An 18,110-nucleotide genomic window follows, 5' to 3' on the forward strand; every position below is an offset into this window, starting at 1 on the left:
GACATGACCGCCATCGCCGTTCCCACCACAGGGCAGTTCATCGCGCTCGACGAGCAGTGGAGCACGCACAACTACCACCCGCTCCCGGTCGTGATCTCCCACGGCGAGGGCGCCTGGGTGACCGACGTCGAAGGCCGCCGCTACCTGGATTTCCTGTCCGGCTACTCCTCACTCAACTTCGGCCACCGCCACCCCGACCTGGTGGCCGCCGCGGTCGAGCAGCTCGGCCGCGTCACGCTGACCAGCCGGGCGTTCCACCACGACCAGTTCGGCCCGTTCTGCCGCGAGCTGGCCGAGCTGACCGGCACCGAGATGGTGCTGGCGATGAACTCCGGCGCGGAGGCCGTCGAGTCCGCGATCAAGGTCGCCCGCAAGTGGGCGTACCGGGTGAAGGGCGTGCCGGAGGGCACGGCGGAGATCGTCGTGGCCGGGTCGAACTTCCACGGCCGCACCACCACCATCGTCTCCTTCTCCACCGACGAGACCGCGCGCGCCGACTTCGGCCCGTTCACGCCGGGGTTCAAGGTCGTGAAGTACGGCGACCTCGACGCGATCCGGGACGCCATCACCGACCGCACCGCCGCCGTGCTCATCGAGCCCATCCAGGGCGAGGCGGGCGTGGTCGTGCCGCCCGCCGGCTACTTGGCGGGCATCCGGCAGTTGTGTGACGAGCGCCACGTCCTGCTGATCGCCGACGAGATCCAGTCCGGCCTGGGCCGCACCGGCGAGCTGTTCGCCCTGGACCACGAGGGCGTTCGGGCCGACCTCTACACGCTGGGCAAGGCGCTGGGCGGCGGGATCATGCCGGTTTCGGCGGTCGTGGGCAGCCGGGCGGTGCTCGGCGTGCTGCGGCCGGGCGAGCACGGGTCCACCTTCGGCGGCAACCCGCTGGCGTGCGCGGTCGGCCGGGCCGTGGTGCGGCTGCTGGCGACCGGCGAGTTCCAGGAGCGGTCCCGCGAGCTGGGCGCGCACCTGCACGCGCGGCTGGGCGAACTGGTCGGTCGCGGGGTGGCCGAGGTGCGCGGACGCGGGCTGTGGGCGGGCGTGGAGATCGCGCCGGGCGGTCCGCGCGGTCGCGAGGCGTCCGAGGCGCTGGCGAAGCTGGGCGTGCTGTGCAAGGAGACCCAGGACACCACCCTGCGCGTGGCGCCGCCGCTGGTGATCACGCGCGAGGACCTGGACCGGGGCGTCGACGCGATCGCGTCCGTTTTGAGCAGTTGAGATCACGGTCTGTTCCCGCCTGACCACGGGCGGGAACAGACCGTATCAATGCGGTCCGACGTGCGATATTGCGGTTATGGGTGAGCAGAGGCGGGCCGCGGCGGCCGTCGCGTTGGGGCGCTGGACCGAACCGGGAGAAGTGCTGGCCGAGGGCCGCGCGCTGCGCTCGGTCGTCCCGCACGAGGCGCACCGGGCGTGCAAGCTCGCCCCCGACCGCCCGAACGTGGTCGAGTTCATCGAGGCCTCCAACGAGGGCCGGCTGCCCGACCTGGTGCCGCTGCGCATCGGGCGGATGCTGGCCTCGCCGTTCGCGTTCTTCCGGGGCAGCGCGGGCCTCATGGCGGGCGACCTCGCCGTCGGCGCACGCAGCGGCCTGGACGCCCAGCTGTGCGGCGACGCGCACGCCGCGAACTTCGGCCTGTACGGCACGCCCGAGGGCCGGATCGTCATGGACATCAACGACTTCGACGAGACCCTGCCCGGTCCGTGGGAGTGGGACCTCAAGCGGCTGGTGACCTCGCTGGTGCTGGCCGGCCGCGAGGGCGGGGTGTCGGACAAGGGCTGCCGCGACGCCGCCACCGACGCGGTGCGCGCCTACCGGAGCGCGGTGCGGCACATGGCGGAACTGCCGTTCCTGGAGTCCTGGTCGGCGCTGGGTGACGAGTCCGTGCTGTCCAAGACCAAGGCCGACGACCTGTTGGACGAGTTCACCAAGGCCGCGTCCAAGGCGCGCAAGAACACCAGCGCGAAGGTGGCCGCCAAGTGGACCCGGCGGGAGGGCGAGCACTGGCGGTTCATCGCCGACCCGCCCGTGCTCACCCGCATCCCCGACGCCGAGGCCGAGGCGGTGGTCGCGGCGCTGCCGTCCTATGTGGACACCCTGCGCGAGTCCCGGTACAACCTGATCATGCGCTACGGCGTGTCGGACGTGGCCTTCCGCGTGGTCGGCACCGGCAGCGTCGGCCTGCGCAACTACCTGGTCCTGTTGCACGGCAACGGCGACGAAGCCCTGGTGCTGCAGGCCAAGGAGGCCCGCCGGTCGGCCCTCGCGCCCTTCCTGGACGTGCCCGAGGCCAAGCACGAGGGCAAGCGGATCGTCCACGGCGCCCGGCTGGTGCAGGCCGAGACCGACATCCTGCTCGGCTGGACCACCATCGGCGGCCGGCACTTCATCGTCCGCCAGTTCCGCAACCGCAAGGGCGAGATCGACGCGACCACCCTCAAGCGCGACGACCTCGACGACTACGGCCGCTTCGCCGGCGCCCTGCTGGCCCGTGCCCACTCCCGCTCGGTCGACCCGCGCCTGCTCGCCGGCTACTGCGCGAACGGCGAGGACCTGGACGACGCCTTCGCCCGCTACGCGTTCGACTACGCCGACCAGACCGCCGCCGACCACGAGGACCTGGCCAAGGCGGTCAAGTCCGGCCGACTGCCCGCGCTGGTGGAGTGACCTGCCGACCGATCCCGACCGCCACCCGGCCCAGAACCCGTCGGTCAGGCGCTCGCAGAGGACGTCCACGCGGCGCTTACTACCCCATCGAGATGACGACTTTCCCGAACGCGTCGCCCTTGGCGTAGTACCGGTACGCCTCGGCCGCCTCCTCGAACCCGAACACCCGGTCCACCACCGGCCGCAGCCCCGCCACCGCGATCGCCCGGTTCATCGCGGTGAACTGGGCGCGGCTGCCGATCGCGACCATCCGGACCGTCGCCACGGACCCGAACATCAGCGCCGGGTCCAGCGGCGGCCACCCGCCCCCGAGCGACCCGACCGCGGCGACCTCGCCGGACACCTTCAACGCCCGCACGGAGTCGTTCAGAGCACCGACGACGTCCACCACGCGATCCGCCCCACCGACCGCCCGCACTTCCTCGACCCAGTCTTCGGACGTCACCACGAGATCCGCCCCCAACGCCGTGAGCCGGGACGCCTTGGCCGGCCCCCGGGACGTCGCGATGACCCGAGCACCCGACAACTTCCCGAACTGCACCGCGAACAGCGACACGCTCCCCGACCCGCGCGTGACGACGGTCTGCCCCGCCCGCACCCCGTCCAAGGCGTTCCACGCGGTCAGCGCCGCGCACGGCAAGGTGGCCGCCTCCTCGAACGACAGGTGGTCGGGCACGCGCACCAGGCCGCTCGCCTCCAGCACGACCCGCTCGGCGAGCATCCCGTCCAGCGACCCGCCCAACTGCGGCAAGAACTCGTGCCCGAACGGCCCGTGCTGCCACAACGGGAACACCGCCGCCGCGACCCGGTCACCGACCGCCCACTCCGTCACCCCCGGCCCGACCGCGACGACCACACCAGCACCGTCCGCGTTCGGCACGAGATCGTCCTTGACCGGCAACGGGTACGTGCCCCGCTGCACCATCAGCTCGCGGTAGTTGAGCGAACTCGCCCGCACGTCCACGAGCACCTGCCCCCGCCCCGGTTCGGGGACCTCGCACTCCCGCAGCACGAGCTCACCCTGCTCCAACCGGTAGGCACGCACTGCCGCCGTGTTCCTGTCCCGCACCGGTAACCCCCAAGTAGAACGATCGGTCTACCTCGACGGTATAGAACGGTCGATCTACCCGTCAAGTAGACTCGCGCCCATGCCGGGCCCCCGCGAACGCCTCCTGGAAGCCGCCGAACGGCTCACCTACGACCACGGCACGACCGTCGGCGTCGACGCACTCCTCAAGGCCGCCAACGTGGCCCGCAGGTCGCTGTACGAGCACTTCGGCGGCAAGGACGGCCTGATCGCGGAGGTCCTGCGGCGCACGGCGGAGGAGGACCTGGCCAAGTACGCCACCACCATGGACCGCGCCGGCGACGACCCCCGAACCCGCCTGCTGGCGATCTTCGACGAACTGGACCGCGTGGTCTCCACCCCGACGTTCCGCGGCTGCCGCTACCTGGCCGCCGACCTGTCCCTGACGCCCGACCACCCGGCGCACGAGGTGACCAGGAACTACCGCGAACGCCTGCACGCGTTGCTGCGCACCGAACTCGACCACCTGGGCCACCCGGACCCGGCGACGGCGGCGGACCAGCTCCACCTCCTGGTCGAGGGCGTCCTGGCCGCCGGCGCGGCCAACCCCGGCACCCACCCGGGCCGAGCGGCGAAGGCCCTGGCGGCGACCATCGTCTGACCGCTGGGCACACCCGGCCGGCGCGGTAGGCGGCCCTGGGCTCGGTGGGCCCGGTGGGGCGGTAGGGGTGCAGGGTCGTGTGTTGGACGCCGGCGCAGTTTCCGAGCGGAAAGCTGCGCGAGCGTCCAACAACCCCTACCGCACCCGGCGCACGCGCTCCTCGTCCCACACCGGCTCGGGCACCTCGACCACCTCGCCGTCCGACCGGAACAACAGGAACCGGTCGAACGACCGCGCGAACCACCGGTCGTGCGTCACCGCCACCACCGTGCCCGTGAACTCCGCCAACGCCGCCTGCAGGGCCTCCGCCGAGTTCAGGTCCAGGTTGTCGGTCGGCTCGTCCAGCAACAACAACGTCGCCCCCGACAGCTCCAGCAACAGCACCTGGAACCGCGCCTGCTGCCCGCCCGACAACGTCTCGAACCGCTGGTCACCCGACCGCGCCAACCCGTACCGGTGCAACGCCGCCATCGCCGCGCCCCGATCCCGCCCGGCGCGGCCGTCGTCGCCGTGCCACAGGACGTCCACCAGGGTCCGGCCGACCCACTCGGGGTGCTGGTGCGTCTGCGCGAACAGTCCCGGCACGACCCGGGCGCCCAGCTTCCACGTGCCCGTGTGGTGAACGGCGTCCCCGGCCAGCAGGCGCAGGAAGTGGCTCTTGCCCGACCCGTTCGAGCCGAGCACCGCGACCCGGTCGCCGAAGAACACCTCGATCCCGAACGGCTTCATCAAGCCGGTCAGCTCGAGGTCCTCGCACGTGATCGCCCGCACGCCGGTCCGGCCGCCGCGCAGGCGGGGCGTGACCTTCTCCGCGGACGGCAGCTCGGGCGGTGGGCCGGCCTCCTCGAACTTGGCCAACCGGGTCGTCATGGCGCGGTACTTCGCCGCCATGACCTCGCTGATCTTGGCCTGCACCTGCAACGTCCGCACCAGCTCCTTGAGCCGCGCGTGCTCCTCGTCCCAGCGGCGGTGCTGCTCTTCCAGCCGTTCGACGCGGGCCGCGCGGGCCGCGTGCCAGGTGCCGAACGAGCCGACGTGCGTCCACGCGCTGTGCGCCTCCACCGTCACCACGTGGGTGGCGGCGACGTCGAGCAGTTCGCGGTCGTGGCTGACCAGCAGGACGGCCTTGCCGGTCTCCGCCAGCCGCTGTTCCAGCCAGCGCTTGCCCGGCACGTCCAGGTAGTTGTCCGGCTCGTCCAGCAGCAGCACCTGTTCCGGGCCGCGCAGCAGCGCCTCCAGCACCAAGCGCTTCTGCTCGCCGCCGGACAGCGTCCGCACCTCGCGGAACCGCGCCCGGTCGAACGGCACGCCCAGCGCCGCGACGGTCACGGTGTCCCACAGCACCTCGGCGTCGTAGCCGCCGACCTCGCCCCACGCCGCCAGCGCCGCCGCGTACCGCATCTGCGTGGGTTCGTCGTCGGTCTCCATCAGGGCCAGTTCGACGGAGTCCAGCTCGTGAGCGGCGTCCCGCAACGGCTTGGGGGAAGCGGTGAGCAGCAGGTCGCGCACCGTAGAGGAGTCGCGCACCGAGCCGACGAACTGCGGCATCACGCCCAGCCCGCCCTGCACGCGCACCGAACCCTCGGCCGGGACGAGTTCGCCGGACAGGATGCGCAGCAAGGTCGTCTTGCCGACGCCGTTCGCGCCGACCAGTGCCACCACCGCGTTCGCGCCGACCTTGAACGACACGTCGCGGAACAGCTCGCGACCGTCCGGCAGGCGGAAGGCGAGTCCGTTCGCGTCGAGGAAACCCACGCCGAGCATGGTCGCCCGGCACCCCGCCGCGAAGCGAACGGGTTTCCTACCGCCAGGTGTAGCCGCGCATCAGCAGGGCCAGGGACGCGCAGCCGAACGACGCGAGCGAAGGACCCAGCGCCGACAGCACCATCAGCAACACCCCCAGGGCCGCGAAGACCGCGGCCAGCACGTGGGCACAGGTCATGCGGCGCGGACGACCGGAGGCCAGCACGCCGGCCAGGTCGGGGGCGTCCGCGGACAGTCTGTGCTCGATCTCGCGCAGAGTCCGGCGTTCCGCATCGCTCATCACGCCCGCTGGGATACCCGGCGCCTACCGGGCAAAACTAGCGCGAAAGGGCTACCAGGCGGGACACCGCGCGGAGGTACTTCTTGCGGTATCCGCCGCGCAGCATCTCCTCGGTGAACAGCTCCGACAGCGGCTCGCCGGACACCGCGACGGGGATGTCCCGGTCGTAGAGCCGGTCGCCGAAGGCCACCAGCCGCAGCGCCACCGCCTGGTCCGGCGCCGGGTGCACCCCGCGCAGGAACACGGCCGACACCCCGTCCAGCAGCCGCCCGTACCGGGACGGGTGGATGCGGGCGAGCCGGGCGCACAGCGCGCCGAAGTCGTCCAGGGTCGCGCCGGGCGTGCTCTCGGCCTTGGCGACCAGCTCCTCGTCCGACATCGGGTCGGGCGCGTCGGGCAGGCCGCGGTGCCGGTAGTCCGGGCCGTCGACGCGCACCACGGAGAACTTCGCCGACAGGGCCTGGATCTCGCGCAGGAAGTCCGCCGCCGCGAACCGGCCCTCGCCCAGCTTGTCCGGCAGCGTGTTGGAGGTCGCCGCGACCGCCACGCCCGCCGCCGTCAGCTCCTTGATCAGCCGGGTGACCAGCATGGTGTCGCCGGGGTCGTCCAGCTCGAACTCGTCGATGGCGAGCAGCTTGTGCCCGGACAGCCGGGCCACGGTCTCGGTGAACCCGAGCGCGCCGACCAGGTTGGTGACCTCGACGAACGTCCCGTAGGCCTTCGGGCCGGGCACGGCGTGCCACAGCGAGGCCAGCAGGTGGGTCTTGCCGACGCCGAACCCGCCGTCCAGGTACAGGCCGGGCTTGCCCTCCTCCGCGGACCGCCGGAACAGCGAGCCGAACCAGCCCTTGCCGCCGCCCTGCGACACCCGCTCGGCGAACGCGCGGCACGCCTCCACCGCGGCGGCCTGGCTGGGCTCGTCGGGGTTGGGCAGGTAGGTGGCGAAGCGGACGGAGTCGAAGCGGGGCGGCGGGACCATCGCCCCGACCAGTTCGTCCGCGTCGACGTGGGGCTCGCGGTCGGACAGGCGCGGGGCAGACATGCCCGCAGCGTAACGGCGTGCTGGGATGGGGACGTGCAGATGTTGTGGCCGCCACCCGCCGCTGAGACCACCACCACAGAGCTGACCGACGAGGAGCTGGAACGGCTCTACGACTACCCACCGGACCTCGACCGGCCGTGGGTGCAGGTCAACTTCATCTCCAGCCTCGACGGCGCGGTGACGGTGTCCGGCAAGTCCGGCGGGCTGGGCAACCCGGCGGACAAGAAGGTCTTCGCCCTGGGCCGCGACCTGGCGGACGTGGTGCTGGTCGGCGCGGGCACCGCGTTGGTCGAGGGTTACCAGGGGGTCAGGGCGGGCGAGGTGCGGCGCGAGCGGCGGGCCCGGCTGGGGCTGGCGGAGGTGCCGCCGATCGCCGTGGTGACCGCCAACTGCTCGATCACCCCCACGTCCCCGCTGGTCGTGAACACGTCCGTGCCGCCGATCCTGATCACCACGGCGGCGGCTCCGGCAGAGCGGCGCAAGGCGCTGGCCGAGGCGGGCGCGGACGTCGTGGTCGCGGGCGAGGAGACGGTGGACCTGACCCGGGCCCTCAAGGCGCTGGACGACCGGGGACTGCGGCGGGTGGACTGCGAGGGCGGGCCGCGCCTGTTCGGCGAGCTGATCGCGGCGGACCTGGTGGACACGCTGTGCATCACCTTCGCGCCGCTGCTGGCCGCCGGCGACGCGGGCCGCATCGCCACCGGTCCGCTGCCCGACGCACCTCGTGACCTGCGGCTGGCGTCGATCCTGCGGCACGAGAGCGCGCTGCTCCTGCGCTACCACCGGAAGTGATGCGCGTCACATCACCGTGAGGACCTGGCCACGCTCCGCATCCGAACCCGTGCACAACGGATTGCGGAAAGGACCGACCCATGGCTGCCCACAACACGGGTACGCAGAGCACGGCCGCGAAACCGGACGGCGTACCCGCCCGCCTCGCCGACGACACCGCACAGGGCAAGACCACCATCGCCTCCTCGGTGGTGCAGAAGGTCGCCGGCATCGCCGCTCGGGAGATCTCCGGCGTGTACGCGCTGGGCGGCGGCGTGCAACGGGCGTTCGGGGCGTTGATCGAGCGCATCCCGGGCGCGGGCACGGCGACCACGACCGGCGTCACCGTGGAGGTCGGCGAGAAGCAGGCCGCGATCGACCTGGACATCGTGGTCGAGTACGGGGCCGGGATCGTGGACCTCGCGCGGGCGGTGCGGCGGAACGTGATCACCAACGTCGAGCGGATCACCGGGTTGGAGGTCATCGAGGTCAACATCGCGGTGAACGACATCCACCTGCCCGACGAGAACGGTGACGGCGAGCAGGCCACCTCCCGGGTCGAGTGACACGTGGAACCCGCTGAACACGTGGAACCCGCTGAACGCGTGGAGGCCGCGCTCCTCGCCCACCCGTCCGTGGCGCGGCTGCACGGCGGCTTCGCGTCCTACCTGCCCGGCCGCCGGGTCGACGGCGTGCGCCTGACCGACCGGACCGCCGTGTCGGTCGTGCTGCGGGCCGGCCGTCCGATCCCCGAAGTGGTCGAAGAGCTGCGCGCCGCCGTCCGAGAAGTCGCCGGGCCGGCGCCCGTGGACATCACCGTGGCCGACCTGGAGGACCTGTGACGACCCGGGCGGACATCCGCGCCTTCATCCGGCAGCACCACCCCGACGTGGGCGGTGACCCCGAGCACTTCGTGCGCGGCCTCGCCGAGCTGCGCGCCGCGCGCCGGGACGGCACCGGCAGCCGGTTCGACGCGCCGGTGGTCGTGGTGCGGCGGACGTGGTGGAACCGGCTGTTCACGCGCCGACCCCGGCGCGTCGTGGAGTAGGAGCACTCGCATGAACGCAACCCAGACCGGACTGCTCGCGGGCCTGGTGCTCGGCTTGGCCGCCACCACCGGCTTCACCGCGTTCCTGGTGACGCTCGCCGTGGGCGTCATCGGGCTGGTCGCCGGCCGCGTGCTGGACGGACAGCTCGACCTCAACGACCTGTTCGGCCGCGGGCGGGGCCGCGACCGGTGAACGAGCGCGGCACCCTCGAAGTTCACCCGTCCGTGGTGCGCAAGGTCGCGGCGCGGGCGGCCGGGCGCGGCGCGGTGGTGAAGGTGACCGGGGAAGGCAACGACGTCGACGTGGCCGTGCGCTTGCCGCTGCCCTACGCCGTGCCGGTGCGGGCGGCGGCGTCCGAGGTGCGGCGAACCGTCACCGAGGAGGTCCAGCGGATCACTGGCTACCGGGTGCGCGGGGTCGACGTGACGGTGTCCGCGCTGGTGTCCGAGCCCCGACCGCGAGTGGAGTGAGCCGTGCGCGTGCTGTTGCGGGTGCTGTCCCCGTTGCTGGGCCTCGCGGTGGCCGCCGCCGGGGCCGTGCTGGTGGCCGAGGTCGCGTGGCACTGGTCCGGGCGCGGTCACGTGGTGCCGTGGTCGCGGCTGGGCGGCGTGCGGTGGACCGACGAGCGGGTCCGGGCGGTCGCTCTTCTCACCGTCGCCGCCGGCGTGCTGCTGCTGGCGCTGGCGGCGTTCGCGCGGCGGAAGTTCGTGCGCCTGCACTCCCCCGCCGACGGCGTCGTGGTCGTCACCACGCCCACCGCGCTGGCCCGGGTCGTCGGCAACCGGGTGCGCGCGGAGGACGGCGTGACCGGAGCGTCGGTGACCGCGTCCACGCGCCGCGTGCACGTCCGGGCCACGAGCGGTCTGCACGACGAAGCCACCCTGCGGCCCCGGCTGCTGGCGGTGGCGCGCGAGGCCGTGGCCAACCTGCCCCTGCCCCATCACCCGAAGGTGTCGGTCGTCGTGCACTCCCCCAAGGACCGCCCGTTCCAGGACCGGCCCCTCAAAGAACGCGCAGCGGAGGACAGCCCGTGATCACCCGCTCGTACCGGACCGAACGCGTCTGCGCGACCCTCCTCGGCGTCCTCGCGCTGCTGGTCGGCGGCGGTGCGCTGGCCCTCAACCTGCTCCGGGTGGACCGTCCCGCGCTGGACTTCGACCCCCTCCGGCCGTACCTGCTGTGGGTGCGGATCGGCGCGCTGGTGCTGGGCGTCCTCGCCGTCGTGGTCGGCCTGCGCTGGGCGTGGCGGGCGCTGACCCCGGAACGCCACCCCGACCTGCACCTGGAGGACGGCCTGACGGTCACCTCCGACGCCCTGGCCCAGGCCGTGGCCACGGACGCCTTGCAGGTCGACGGGGTCGCCGCCGCCCGCGTCAAGGTGATCGGCCACCCCGCCCTCCGGATCAGCCTCACCCTGCGCCACGGCACGGACGTCCGGCACGTCTGGCAGGACCTCGAGGGCGTCCTCACCCGCGCCCGCGACGCACTCGGCCTCCCCGCCCTGCCCGCAGCCGTCCGCCTCGACCTCGCCGCCCGCGCCAAACGCCGCGCCCGGTGACACCGAACGGCGTGCACAGGCCGCCCCCACCAGGCAGGATGACCGCGTGGTGCTTCCGCTGACCCCGCCCGTGCAGCCCATGCTGGCCAACGCCGTGGACGAGATCCCGGCCGGCGACGGCTGGGTGTTCGAACCCAAGTGGGACGGCTACCGCTGCCTGGTGTTCCGGGACGGCGACGAGGTCGTCCTCCAGTCGCGCAGCGGCAAGCCGCTCAACCGCTACTTCCCCGAGGCCGTGGCCGCGCTGCTGCGCACCCTGCCCGAGCGGGTCGTCGTGGACGGCGAGCTGGTGGTCGCCAAGGACGACAAGCTCGACTTCGACGCCCTGTCCGAACGCATCCACCCCGCCGAGAGCCGCATCAAGCTGCTCTCCACGCAGACCCCGGCCGTCTTCGTCGCCTTCGACCTCCTGGCCGTCGACAACCAGGTGCTCCTCGACAGCCCCACCACCCAGCGCCGCGCCCGCCTGGAAGAGCTGGTCACCCCGGGCGACTCGCTCTACCTGACCCCGTCCACCGACGACGCCGACCTGGCCCGCCAGTGGTTCGAGCTGTTCGAGGGCGCGGGCCTGGACGGGGTCATCGGCAAGCCCGCCGCCGGCCCGTACACGCCGGGCAAGCGCACGCTGGTCAAGGTCAAGCACGCCCGCACCGCCGAGTGCGTGGTAGCCGGCTTGCGCTGGCACAAGGACACCGAACCCGGCACCGCCGTGGGCTCGCTCCTGCTGGGGCTGCACGACGACAACGGCGTCCTCAACCACGTCGGCGTGGTCGGTTCCTTCAAGGCCGCCGAACGCCGCGCGCTGGCCCAGGAGCTGTCGCCGCTGATCACCACCGAGGACCACCCGTGGCTGGTGGAACCGGACGGCCGCCGCCTGCCCGGCGAGGTCAACCGGTGGCGCAGCAAGCAGGCGGACTGGGTGCCCCTGCGCCCGGAACGCGTGCTGGAGATCGCCTACTCGCAGACCGAGGGCGCGGAACCGGTCCGCCTGCGCCACAACGGCCAGTTCCGCCGCTGGCGCCCGGACCGCGACCCGGAGTCCTGCCGCTACGACCAGTTGGACCAACCGGCCCGCTACGACGTCGACTCCGTCCTGCGCGGCGAGGTCCGACCGGCCTGAAACCCACCCACGGGCGAGATCGTCACGCTACGGTTTGCCACCGTGGCTACGAGTGTCGAAGCTCTGGTGCAGGAAATCGACGAGCGGATGGCCCACGACGTCCGGCTCCTGACCCGGTGGCGGTTGGTGCACCGGACCGTGGGCGTGCTCTACACGATCATCCTGATCTTCGTGCCGGCCGTCCTGGCGGTGGGTTTCACCAGCTCGGAAACCCCGCTGGGCAAGACGCTGCTGCTCATCGCGGCCGTGGTGGGCGGTCTCAACGTGACCTTCAAGCCCTACCTGCACAGCCAGAAGCGCCGGGCGGACGTCAACAACATGCGCCGCCTGCGCGACCAGTTCCGCATCGAGGCAACGGCCGCCGACGACGTCAAGGCGGTCTGCGAGAAGTACTCGGCGCTCTACGCGGAGATGTTCGAGGCGCGGGGCCGTGAACTGGTGGACGGCCACCTGGGCAAGGAGGAGATCGTCAAGGAGGAGACGAGCCGGCAGTGACCCGCTCGCCCGACAGCCACCCAACTCCTCGCCCGATCTCCCGGCCGACCCTCTGCATTTCCAACGCCCCTTTGCCCGCTTTCCGCGCGCAGCGCAGTTCTTCGCGCGCGCAGCGCGTGCTTTTATGCGGTGGTCTCAACCACAGGTGGAGGGCCTCGGTTCCCCCGCCGTATGGCCTGCCCGAAGGGCTACCACAGATTTCCCGGGGTGCAGCCGAAAGTTTTTGCGAGGAACGAGCAAAAAGTTTTAGCGGCACCCCGGGAAATCTGTGGTTGGCTCCGCCAGGCCATACGGCGGGGGAACCGACGCCCTTCACCCCCCGCTGGCGGCCTGCCGCGCGGCGAGCGCCGCTTTTGATCTTGAGAGCGCGCAGCGCGTTCGGCTTGAGAGCGAAGCGTTCCGGTTCAAAGATTAAAAGAGCCTCGCCGGCGGGCAGGCCACCAAAGATGACTCAACTGCAACGGCGGGGGCTTCTTGCTTTTGTCATCTCCGTATGGCCTGGCGGAGCCTACCACATTTTCCAGGGGTTGCCGCTAAAACTTTTGCTCGTTCCTCGCAAAACTTTCGGCTGCAACCCCTGGAAAATGTGGTAGCCCTTCGGGCAGGCCATACGGAGATGACAAAAGCAAGAAGCCCAAGTTGAGTTGTGTCCTCACCGGTGGACTGCCACCCGGCAAAGCGGGTGAACTGCCGGCCGGCAAGGCGGGGTGGGCTGCCGGCCGGCAAAGCGGGTGGGCTGCCGGCCGGCAAAGCGGGTGGGCTGCCGGCCAGCGAAGCGGGTGGGCTGGCGGCCGGCGAAGCAGGGAGCCCGGCTACGCCTCGGGCCGGGCACTTCGGGTGGCGCCCACCGAGGCCAGGACCACGCACACCACGGCCACCCACTGCGCCGGCCGCAGGTTCTCGCCCAGCACGAGCAAGCCGGCCACCGCCGCCACCGCCGGCTCCAGGCTCATCAACACGCCGAACACCCGAGGCGGGATTCGTCGCAGCGCCTCCAGTTCCAGCGAGTACGGGACCACCGACGACAGCAGCGCCACCGCCGCGCCCGCGACCAGGACCACCGGGTCCAGCAGGGCCGTTCCCGCCTCCGCCACGCCGAACGGCAGCGCGACCAGGGCGCCGAAGACCATCGCCAGCGCCAAGCCCTTCCCGTCCGACGTGCGGCTGCCCAGTGACGCCGTCAGCAGGATGTACCCCGCCCAGCACCCGCCCGCGGCCAGCGCGAACAGGACGCCGACCAGCTCCAGGCCACCGTCCACCCCGGTCAGCAGGACGACGCCGGTCGCGGCGAGCAGTGCCCACAGGCCGTCCAGCCAGCGCCGCGAACCGAGCACGGCCACCGCGAGCGGGCCGAGGAACTCGATGGTCACCGCCGCGCCCAGTGGGATGCGTTCGAGGGCCTGGTAGAAGGTCAGGTTCATCACACCCAGGACCGCGCCGAGACCGGCGACGACCAGGAGCGTCCGCTTGTCCATCCGGAGCGACGGTCGCCACACCAGTGCCAGCACCAGGGCCGCGAACACCAGGCGCAGCGTGACGGTGCCGGCCGCGCCGGTCATCGTGAACAGCTGTTTCGCCACCGCCGCGCCCACCTGGACGCTCACCACGCCCAGCAGCACCAGCGCGGGCGGCGGGATGGCGCCGAACGCCCTCGCCGCGGCGGCGAGCGGTCCCGTCGAGGAGAACCGGCGCTCGGGGATGCCTTCGATGTTCACCATGACCACGCCGGCCATTCTCACCCAGCCGCTCACCGAAGTCTCACGGGTTTTGTGTGAGGCTCTGCACCAGCGATGGGAAGAGAGCAGGAGGGACGCACTGTGCCGCGTCGGCGTCACGCCGCCATGTTCCTGGTGGCCCTGAGCGCGCTGACCGCGTGCAGCGCGGGACCCTCGACGCGCCCGGTCATCGCGGTGCGCGGGGACACCGGGTCCACCGGGACCACCCCGCCCAGCGGGCCGCGCGAGGTCCCGCCGCTGGAGAACTACGACTCGAACCTGTCGTGGTCGCAGTGCACCGAGGCCACGAAGCTGCGCATGGGCGCCACCGCGCCGGCCGGCGGGAGCTACGAGTGCGCGCGGCTGCCCGTGCGGCTGGACGCCACCGCCCGGCCCGGCAAGGGCAACCTCAGCCTGGCGCTGCTGCGGGTCGGGACCGGCGGCAGCCCCCTGGTCGTGGTGGGCGACGCGGACGGCGAGCCGGGCACGCTGAAGGCGGCGCGGCTGGCCGCGTCCCTGCCGCCGGAGACGCTGAGCACGTTCACGCTGATCGGCGTGGACCGGCGGGGCACCGGCAAGTCCGACCCCGTGCAGTGCGTGCCCGAGGTGGCGCGGGCGGGGATCGTCGAGTCCGATCCGGACTCCGCCGACCAGGACGACATGCTCGAGTGGGTCGGCCGGGCCAGCCACGAGTGCGTGCTGGACCTGGAGAACAAGCTGACCGCCGTGGACTCGTGGCGGGCGTCGGCGGACTTGGAGCAGCTGCGCGAGGCGCTGGGCGTCGGCCTGCTCAACGGCATCGGCATCGGCGACGGCTCGAAGGTGCTGACGATGTACGCGAGCCGGTGGCCGGAGCGGATCGGGCGGGTGGTGCTCGACGGCGTGCCGGACCCGACGCTGGACGTGCCGGGCGTGGCCGAGGCGCGGGCCGTGGCGGCGGAGGCGGCGTTCAGCGCGTTCGAGAAGGACTGCGTGGCGCGCTCGTGCCCGCTGGGCGCGGACGCCACGAAGCGGTTCACCGCGCTGGTGGCGAAGCTGCGGGACAAGCCGGTGCGCGGCAACGACGTCGACCTGACCGCGGGCACGGCCGTGTCGGCGGTGCTCGCCGGGCTGGCCGACCGGACCCGGTGGCCGGCGCTGGCGGACGCGATCGTCGCGGCCGAGGGCGGCACGGCGGCGCCGCTGACCGACTTCGTCCGGCGGCAGGTCGTGGACCGCGACGACAACCCGCCGCAGCTGGACGCGGCCCTGGTGACCGCGTGCAACGACACGACGACCCGCATCCCACCCGAGCGGGTGAAGGTGATGACGGAGGACTGGCGGTCCAAGCACCCGCTGTTCGGGTCGTGGTTCGCGCGCCGGATGCTGGAGTGCGGGCCGTTCCCGGTGCCGCAGGCGGTGAAGGTGCCCAAGCTGGGCAGCGCGCCGCCGATGCTGGTGATCAGCACCGCCAACGACCCGGTCACCCCGCAGGGTGGCAGCGAGCGGGCGGCGCAGGCGCTGCCCGCCGGGGTGCTCGTGGGTTGGCAGGGCAGCGGGCACGGCGCGCTCGGGCAGTCGGCCTGCGCGACGACCGCGGCGCACGATTTCCTGGTCAATGCGAAAGTTCCCGCGAGCGGCACCGTGTGCCCGCCCTGATGGATTTTTCACTTATCAATACGAATATCGCGCGAAAAGGGTCCCGCACCGGTCGGTGCGGGACCCTTTTTCCTTCGGTCAACAGCTGGAGCAGCACCCGCAGCCGGGACCCGTGCAGCCGCCGCAGCAGCCACAACCGCTCATCTGGGCCTGCTCGGCCGTCGTGATCTCTACCGCCATCATGGCCTCCCCGTGATCGCGTGGACATCCAGCACACGCAAGGTATGACGGAGCCCACAGTGCGCCCTACCGCCGGGCAGGGGAAGTGCCATCACCCGATCGCTCGGCATTTGTCATCAGGATGTCGCATTACGTGACGGTAATTCAGCCGGTCAGCTCGTCCAATGCGCGTTGCGCGGCTTCCAACTCCGCGCGCAGTTGTTCGACCCGGGCCATGTGCCGTTCCCGAGCGGCGCTCAAAACCCCTTCGACGGCCTCCTCGACCTCGGGCAGCAGGAGCTTGGACGCCTGCGCCACCGCCGACGCCGCGACCGGTGCCGCCTTGAGCACCCGCTTGGCGCCGGTCTGCACGTCGACCGTCCACTCCCCCTCGGCCGTGGACGTGAGGGTGACCGTCACCTCGGCCGGCTTGGCCTGCTTGCGGGCGGGCCGCACCGGGGACGCCGGTTTCGGCTCCGGCTTGGGTTCGGGCGCGGGCTTGGGCGTCGTCTTGGCGGGCACTGGTCTCGGCTCCGGTTCGTAGGGGTACTCGATCGGGGCGGGCTCGGGCGTGGGTTCGGGTGCGGGTGTCGGCTTGGCGGGGGCCTTCTTGCGCGGGGCGGGCTTCTCCAGGGTCAGCTCTCCGGGCGAGAAGGACAACTCGTCCTTGGCCCCGGTCGGGCGCACCTGGATGAAGTCCCCTTCCTCGGGCTCGGTGAACGCGAGCACCTTGGCCGACCGCCCGGCCTCCACCCCGACCGCCGCGGCGGTGAACCACACCATCGGCGGCCGCCCCTGGGCGAGCTCCGCGCGCAGGTGGTCGAGGTCCTCCGGGGAGAGTGACTTCTGCTTCGCCTTCACCATGGGGCACCTCCGCTGCGGTCCGAGATCGGTCAGCGTGCAGCTTGCCCTACGGCACCGACAATTCCGCGGGCTCGTACCCCAACTGTGCGGCGGGGCGGCGACGAGCGCAAGGGCCGACGGACGGTCCACAGTGGACTGGACGGGGTGGCGGCGGGTGCGCGGCGGGGCGGATCAGCGGCGAGGCGGCGGAGTGGTGGCGGGGAGAGCCGGGGCGGGCACAAGCCCCAAATGCCCCGCATGCGGAGGACCGCCCCGCCTGCGGCGGAACTGCCCCGCCTGCGGCGGACCGCACGGCCCGGCGGCAGGGGCCGGGCCGTGCGGTGGGGGCTAGATCGGGGTGCCGTTGGTCCCGCAGATGCGGCCGGCGTTGATGCAGTCGCGCACCCTCCGCTCGAGCTCGCCCTGGTCCCACGCGTTGATGAAGTCGCCGTGGAACGTGTAGCCCGGGGCCGTCGTCACGTTCACCCCGTTCACCGTCCCGCCCAGCGACAGCCCGCCGCCGTTGACCGGGTAGGTGATCAGGAACTCCAGCCTCGGCAGGACCACGTTGTGCGTGGCCGGGCACGACCCCGCCCAGAACACGATGTGGTCCTTGTGGTTGGCGCTGTCCAGGTCCCGGCCGTTCCAGCAGGTCGGGAAGTCCAGGTAGGTCTCCAGCTTCGTGCCGGCCGGGCAGTTCATGAAGTCCCGGCTGGACGGGGACTGGGTCGTGCACGACCACCGCGCGGACGGGTTCTGGTCGGGGCTCGTGGCGCGGGCGTTGCCCACGACGTACCGCAGGTTCGCGGGCGGCACCACGGCGCGTTGCATGTCGTGGATGCCCTGGTAGTACACCGTCACGCTCTCCGGTGCGACCGGCTGCCCGTTCTTGTACAGCGTCGGCACCCAGTACGCGGACAGGTCCACCACCGGGTCGCACGTGGTGCCGGCCGCGCGCAGCGAGGTGTAGGTGGAGGTCGCGTTGGTCGACCGGTTGCCGAAGAACTCGTGGACGTGGGACACGCCGGACTGGCCCGGGTAGACGATCGGGTCGTTGCCGGCCCGGTGGCTCGCCCGGCAGTTCGCGCGGAACTCCGAGCCGGCCAGGATCCCCGGTTGGGCCTGGATCGCCGCGGCCTGGGCCGCGTCGGGCGCGCCGGGGTGGGTGCTGTGGTCGACGTGGTTGGCGCCGGCCGGTTGGAGGCCGACCACGGCACCGATCAGGACGACTGCGACGGCGACCGCCGCCGCCCCGATCGAGCCGCGTGTTCGGACGTGCATGTGCCTCTCCCTTCCGATTACTTGCGGGGGATGCGG

The 18,110-nt window shown here is 72.2% G+C and carries 21 protein-coding genes; 14 read left to right on the forward strand and 7 right to left on the reverse strand.

The window, feature by feature from the left end:
• The first annotated feature begins 3 nt into the window (after window positions 1-3).
• Window positions 4-1,221, forward strand: coding sequence for an ornithine--oxo-acid transaminase (gene rocD / locus DFJ66_RS13915; RefSeq protein ID WP_121221444.1), 1,218 nt, complete (start codon window positions 4-6; stop codon window positions 1,219-1,221).
• Between the two features lie 76 nt (window positions 1,222-1,297).
• Entirely contained in the window at window positions 1,298-2,671 is a 1,374-nt protein-coding gene (locus DFJ66_RS13920) for a DUF2252 domain-containing protein (protein ID WP_121221446.1), read from the forward strand.
• Between the two features lie 79 nt (window positions 2,672-2,750).
• On the opposite strand, the gene DFJ66_RS13925 is transcribed toward DFJ66_RS13920, so the two are convergent.
• Entirely contained in the window at window positions 2,751-3,740 is a 990-nt protein-coding gene (locus tag DFJ66_RS13925; RefSeq protein ID WP_246029754.1) for a zinc-dependent alcohol dehydrogenase family protein, read from the reverse strand.
• A 79-nt stretch (window positions 3,741-3,819) separates the two neighbouring features.
• Here DFJ66_RS13925 and DFJ66_RS13930 point away from each other — a divergent pair, with 79 nt between their 5' ends.
• Window positions 3,820-4,359, forward strand: a complete 540-nt coding sequence (locus DFJ66_RS13930) for a TetR/AcrR family transcriptional regulator (protein WP_121221450.1) — start codon at window positions 3,820-3,822, stop codon at window positions 4,357-4,359.
• A 135-nt stretch (window positions 4,360-4,494) separates the two neighbouring features.
• On the opposite strand, the gene DFJ66_RS13935 is transcribed toward DFJ66_RS13930, so the two are convergent.
• The 3 genes from DFJ66_RS13935 to zapE are packed head-to-tail and all read right to left on the reverse strand — an operon-like array spanning window position 4,495 to window position 7,445.
• Window positions 4,495-6,123 carry an ABC-F family ATP-binding cassette domain-containing protein gene (locus tag DFJ66_RS13935; protein WP_211351142.1) on the reverse strand — a complete coding sequence of 543 codons (1,629 nt, stop codon included), beginning with the start codon at window positions 6,121-6,123 and terminating at the stop codon, window positions 4,495-4,497.
• Between the two features lie 37 nt (window positions 6,124-6,160).
• Window positions 6,161-6,403 carry a DUF3040 domain-containing protein gene (locus DFJ66_RS13940; protein ID WP_121221452.1) on the reverse strand — a complete coding sequence of 81 codons (243 nt, stop codon included), beginning with the start codon at window positions 6,401-6,403 and terminating at the stop codon, window positions 6,161-6,163.
• A gap of 37 nt (window positions 6,404-6,440) precedes the next feature.
• Window positions 6,441-7,445, reverse strand: coding sequence for a cell division protein ZapE (gene zapE, locus DFJ66_RS13945; RefSeq protein ID WP_121221454.1), 1,005 nt, complete (start codon window positions 7,443-7,445; stop codon window positions 6,441-6,443).
• Between the two features lie 39 nt (window positions 7,446-7,484).
• Between zapE and DFJ66_RS13950 the strand changes: the two genes are divergently transcribed.
• The 10 genes from DFJ66_RS13950 to DFJ66_RS13995 all read left to right on the forward strand — a co-directional run bounded on the left by DFJ66_RS13950 (window position 7,485) and on the right by DFJ66_RS13995 (window position 12,438).
• On the forward strand, window positions 7,485-8,237 hold the full coding sequence (locus DFJ66_RS13950) for a pyrimidine reductase family protein (protein WP_121221456.1): 753 nt from the start codon (window positions 7,485-7,487) through the stop codon (window positions 8,235-8,237).
• Window positions 8,238-8,317: 80 nt separating this feature from the next.
• Window positions 8,318-8,782: an Asp23/Gls24 family envelope stress response protein gene (locus tag DFJ66_RS13955; protein ID WP_121221458.1), complete on the forward strand. Its 465-nt coding sequence runs from the start codon at window positions 8,318-8,320 to the stop codon at window positions 8,780-8,782.
• 3 nt (window positions 8,783-8,785) lie between these two features.
• The gene (locus DFJ66_RS13960; protein WP_246029755.1) at window positions 8,786-9,058 is read left to right on the forward strand and encodes a hypothetical protein; all 273 of its coding nucleotides are present in this window, start codon (window positions 8,786-8,788) and stop codon (window positions 9,056-9,058) included.
• Complete coding sequence (locus DFJ66_RS13965) at window positions 9,055-9,264, forward strand: hypothetical protein (RefSeq protein WP_121221460.1); 210 nt, start codon at window positions 9,055-9,057, stop codon at window positions 9,262-9,264. The genes DFJ66_RS13960 and DFJ66_RS13965 overlap by 4 nt, the downstream gene beginning before the upstream one ends.
• Window positions 9,265-9,274: 10 nt before the next feature.
• Window positions 9,275-9,457 carry a hypothetical protein gene (locus DFJ66_RS13970; RefSeq protein WP_121221462.1) on the forward strand — a complete coding sequence of 61 codons (183 nt, stop codon included), beginning with the start codon at window positions 9,275-9,277 and terminating at the stop codon, window positions 9,455-9,457.
• Complete coding sequence (locus DFJ66_RS13975; protein WP_121221464.1) at window positions 9,454-9,735, forward strand: Asp23/Gls24 family envelope stress response protein; 282 nt, start codon at window positions 9,454-9,456, stop codon at window positions 9,733-9,735. The genes DFJ66_RS13970 and DFJ66_RS13975 overlap by 4 nt, the downstream gene beginning before the upstream one ends.
• A gap of 3 nt (window positions 9,736-9,738) precedes the next feature.
• Window positions 9,739-10,299: a DUF6286 domain-containing protein gene (locus DFJ66_RS13980; protein WP_121221467.1), complete on the forward strand. Its 561-nt coding sequence runs from the start codon at window positions 9,739-9,741 to the stop codon at window positions 10,297-10,299.
• Window positions 10,296-10,823, forward strand: a complete 528-nt coding sequence (locus DFJ66_RS13985; protein WP_121221469.1) for an alkaline shock response membrane anchor protein AmaP — start codon at window positions 10,296-10,298, stop codon at window positions 10,821-10,823. Before DFJ66_RS13980 ends, DFJ66_RS13985 begins: the two co-directional genes overlap by 4 nt.
• A gap of 46 nt (window positions 10,824-10,869) precedes the next feature.
• Entirely contained in the window at window positions 10,870-11,943 is a 1,074-nt protein-coding gene (locus DFJ66_RS13990) for an ATP-dependent DNA ligase (protein ID WP_121221471.1), read from the forward strand.
• A gap of 42 nt (window positions 11,944-11,985) precedes the next feature.
• On the forward strand, window positions 11,986-12,438 hold the full coding sequence (locus tag DFJ66_RS13995; RefSeq protein ID WP_147459270.1) for a hypothetical protein: 453 nt from the start codon (window positions 11,986-11,988) through the stop codon (window positions 12,436-12,438).
• Between the two features lie 812 nt (window positions 12,439-13,250).
• Here the strand turns inward: DFJ66_RS13995 and DFJ66_RS14000 are convergent.
• Complete coding sequence (locus DFJ66_RS14000) at window positions 13,251-14,156, reverse strand: EamA family transporter (protein WP_121231146.1); 906 nt, start codon at window positions 14,154-14,156, stop codon at window positions 13,251-13,253.
• Between the two features lie 99 nt (window positions 14,157-14,255).
• On the opposite strand from DFJ66_RS14000, the gene DFJ66_RS14005 reads away from it, so the two are divergent.
• Entirely contained in the window at window positions 14,256-15,791 is a 1,536-nt protein-coding gene (locus DFJ66_RS14005) for an alpha/beta hydrolase (protein ID WP_121221474.1), read from the forward strand.
• Window positions 15,792-16,115: 324 nt separating this feature from the next.
• Here DFJ66_RS14005 and DFJ66_RS14010 read toward each other — a convergent pair whose 3' ends face one another.
• Window positions 16,116-16,814 (reverse strand): DUF6319 family protein, encoded by a 699-nt coding sequence (locus DFJ66_RS14010; protein WP_121221476.1) that lies wholly within the window; start codon window positions 16,812-16,814, stop codon window positions 16,116-16,118.
• A gap of 327 nt (window positions 16,815-17,141) precedes the next feature.
• Window positions 17,142-18,074 (reverse strand): DUF1996 domain-containing protein, encoded by a 933-nt coding sequence (locus DFJ66_RS14015; protein ID WP_121221478.1) that lies wholly within the window; start codon window positions 18,072-18,074, stop codon window positions 17,142-17,144.
• Between the last annotated feature and the right edge of the window lie 36 nt (window positions 18,075-18,110).

Source organism: Saccharothrix variisporea (assembly GCF_003634995.1).
In the GTDB taxonomy this organism is placed as follows: domain Bacteria; phylum Actinomycetota; class Actinomycetes; order Mycobacteriales; family Pseudonocardiaceae; genus Actinosynnema; species Actinosynnema variisporeum.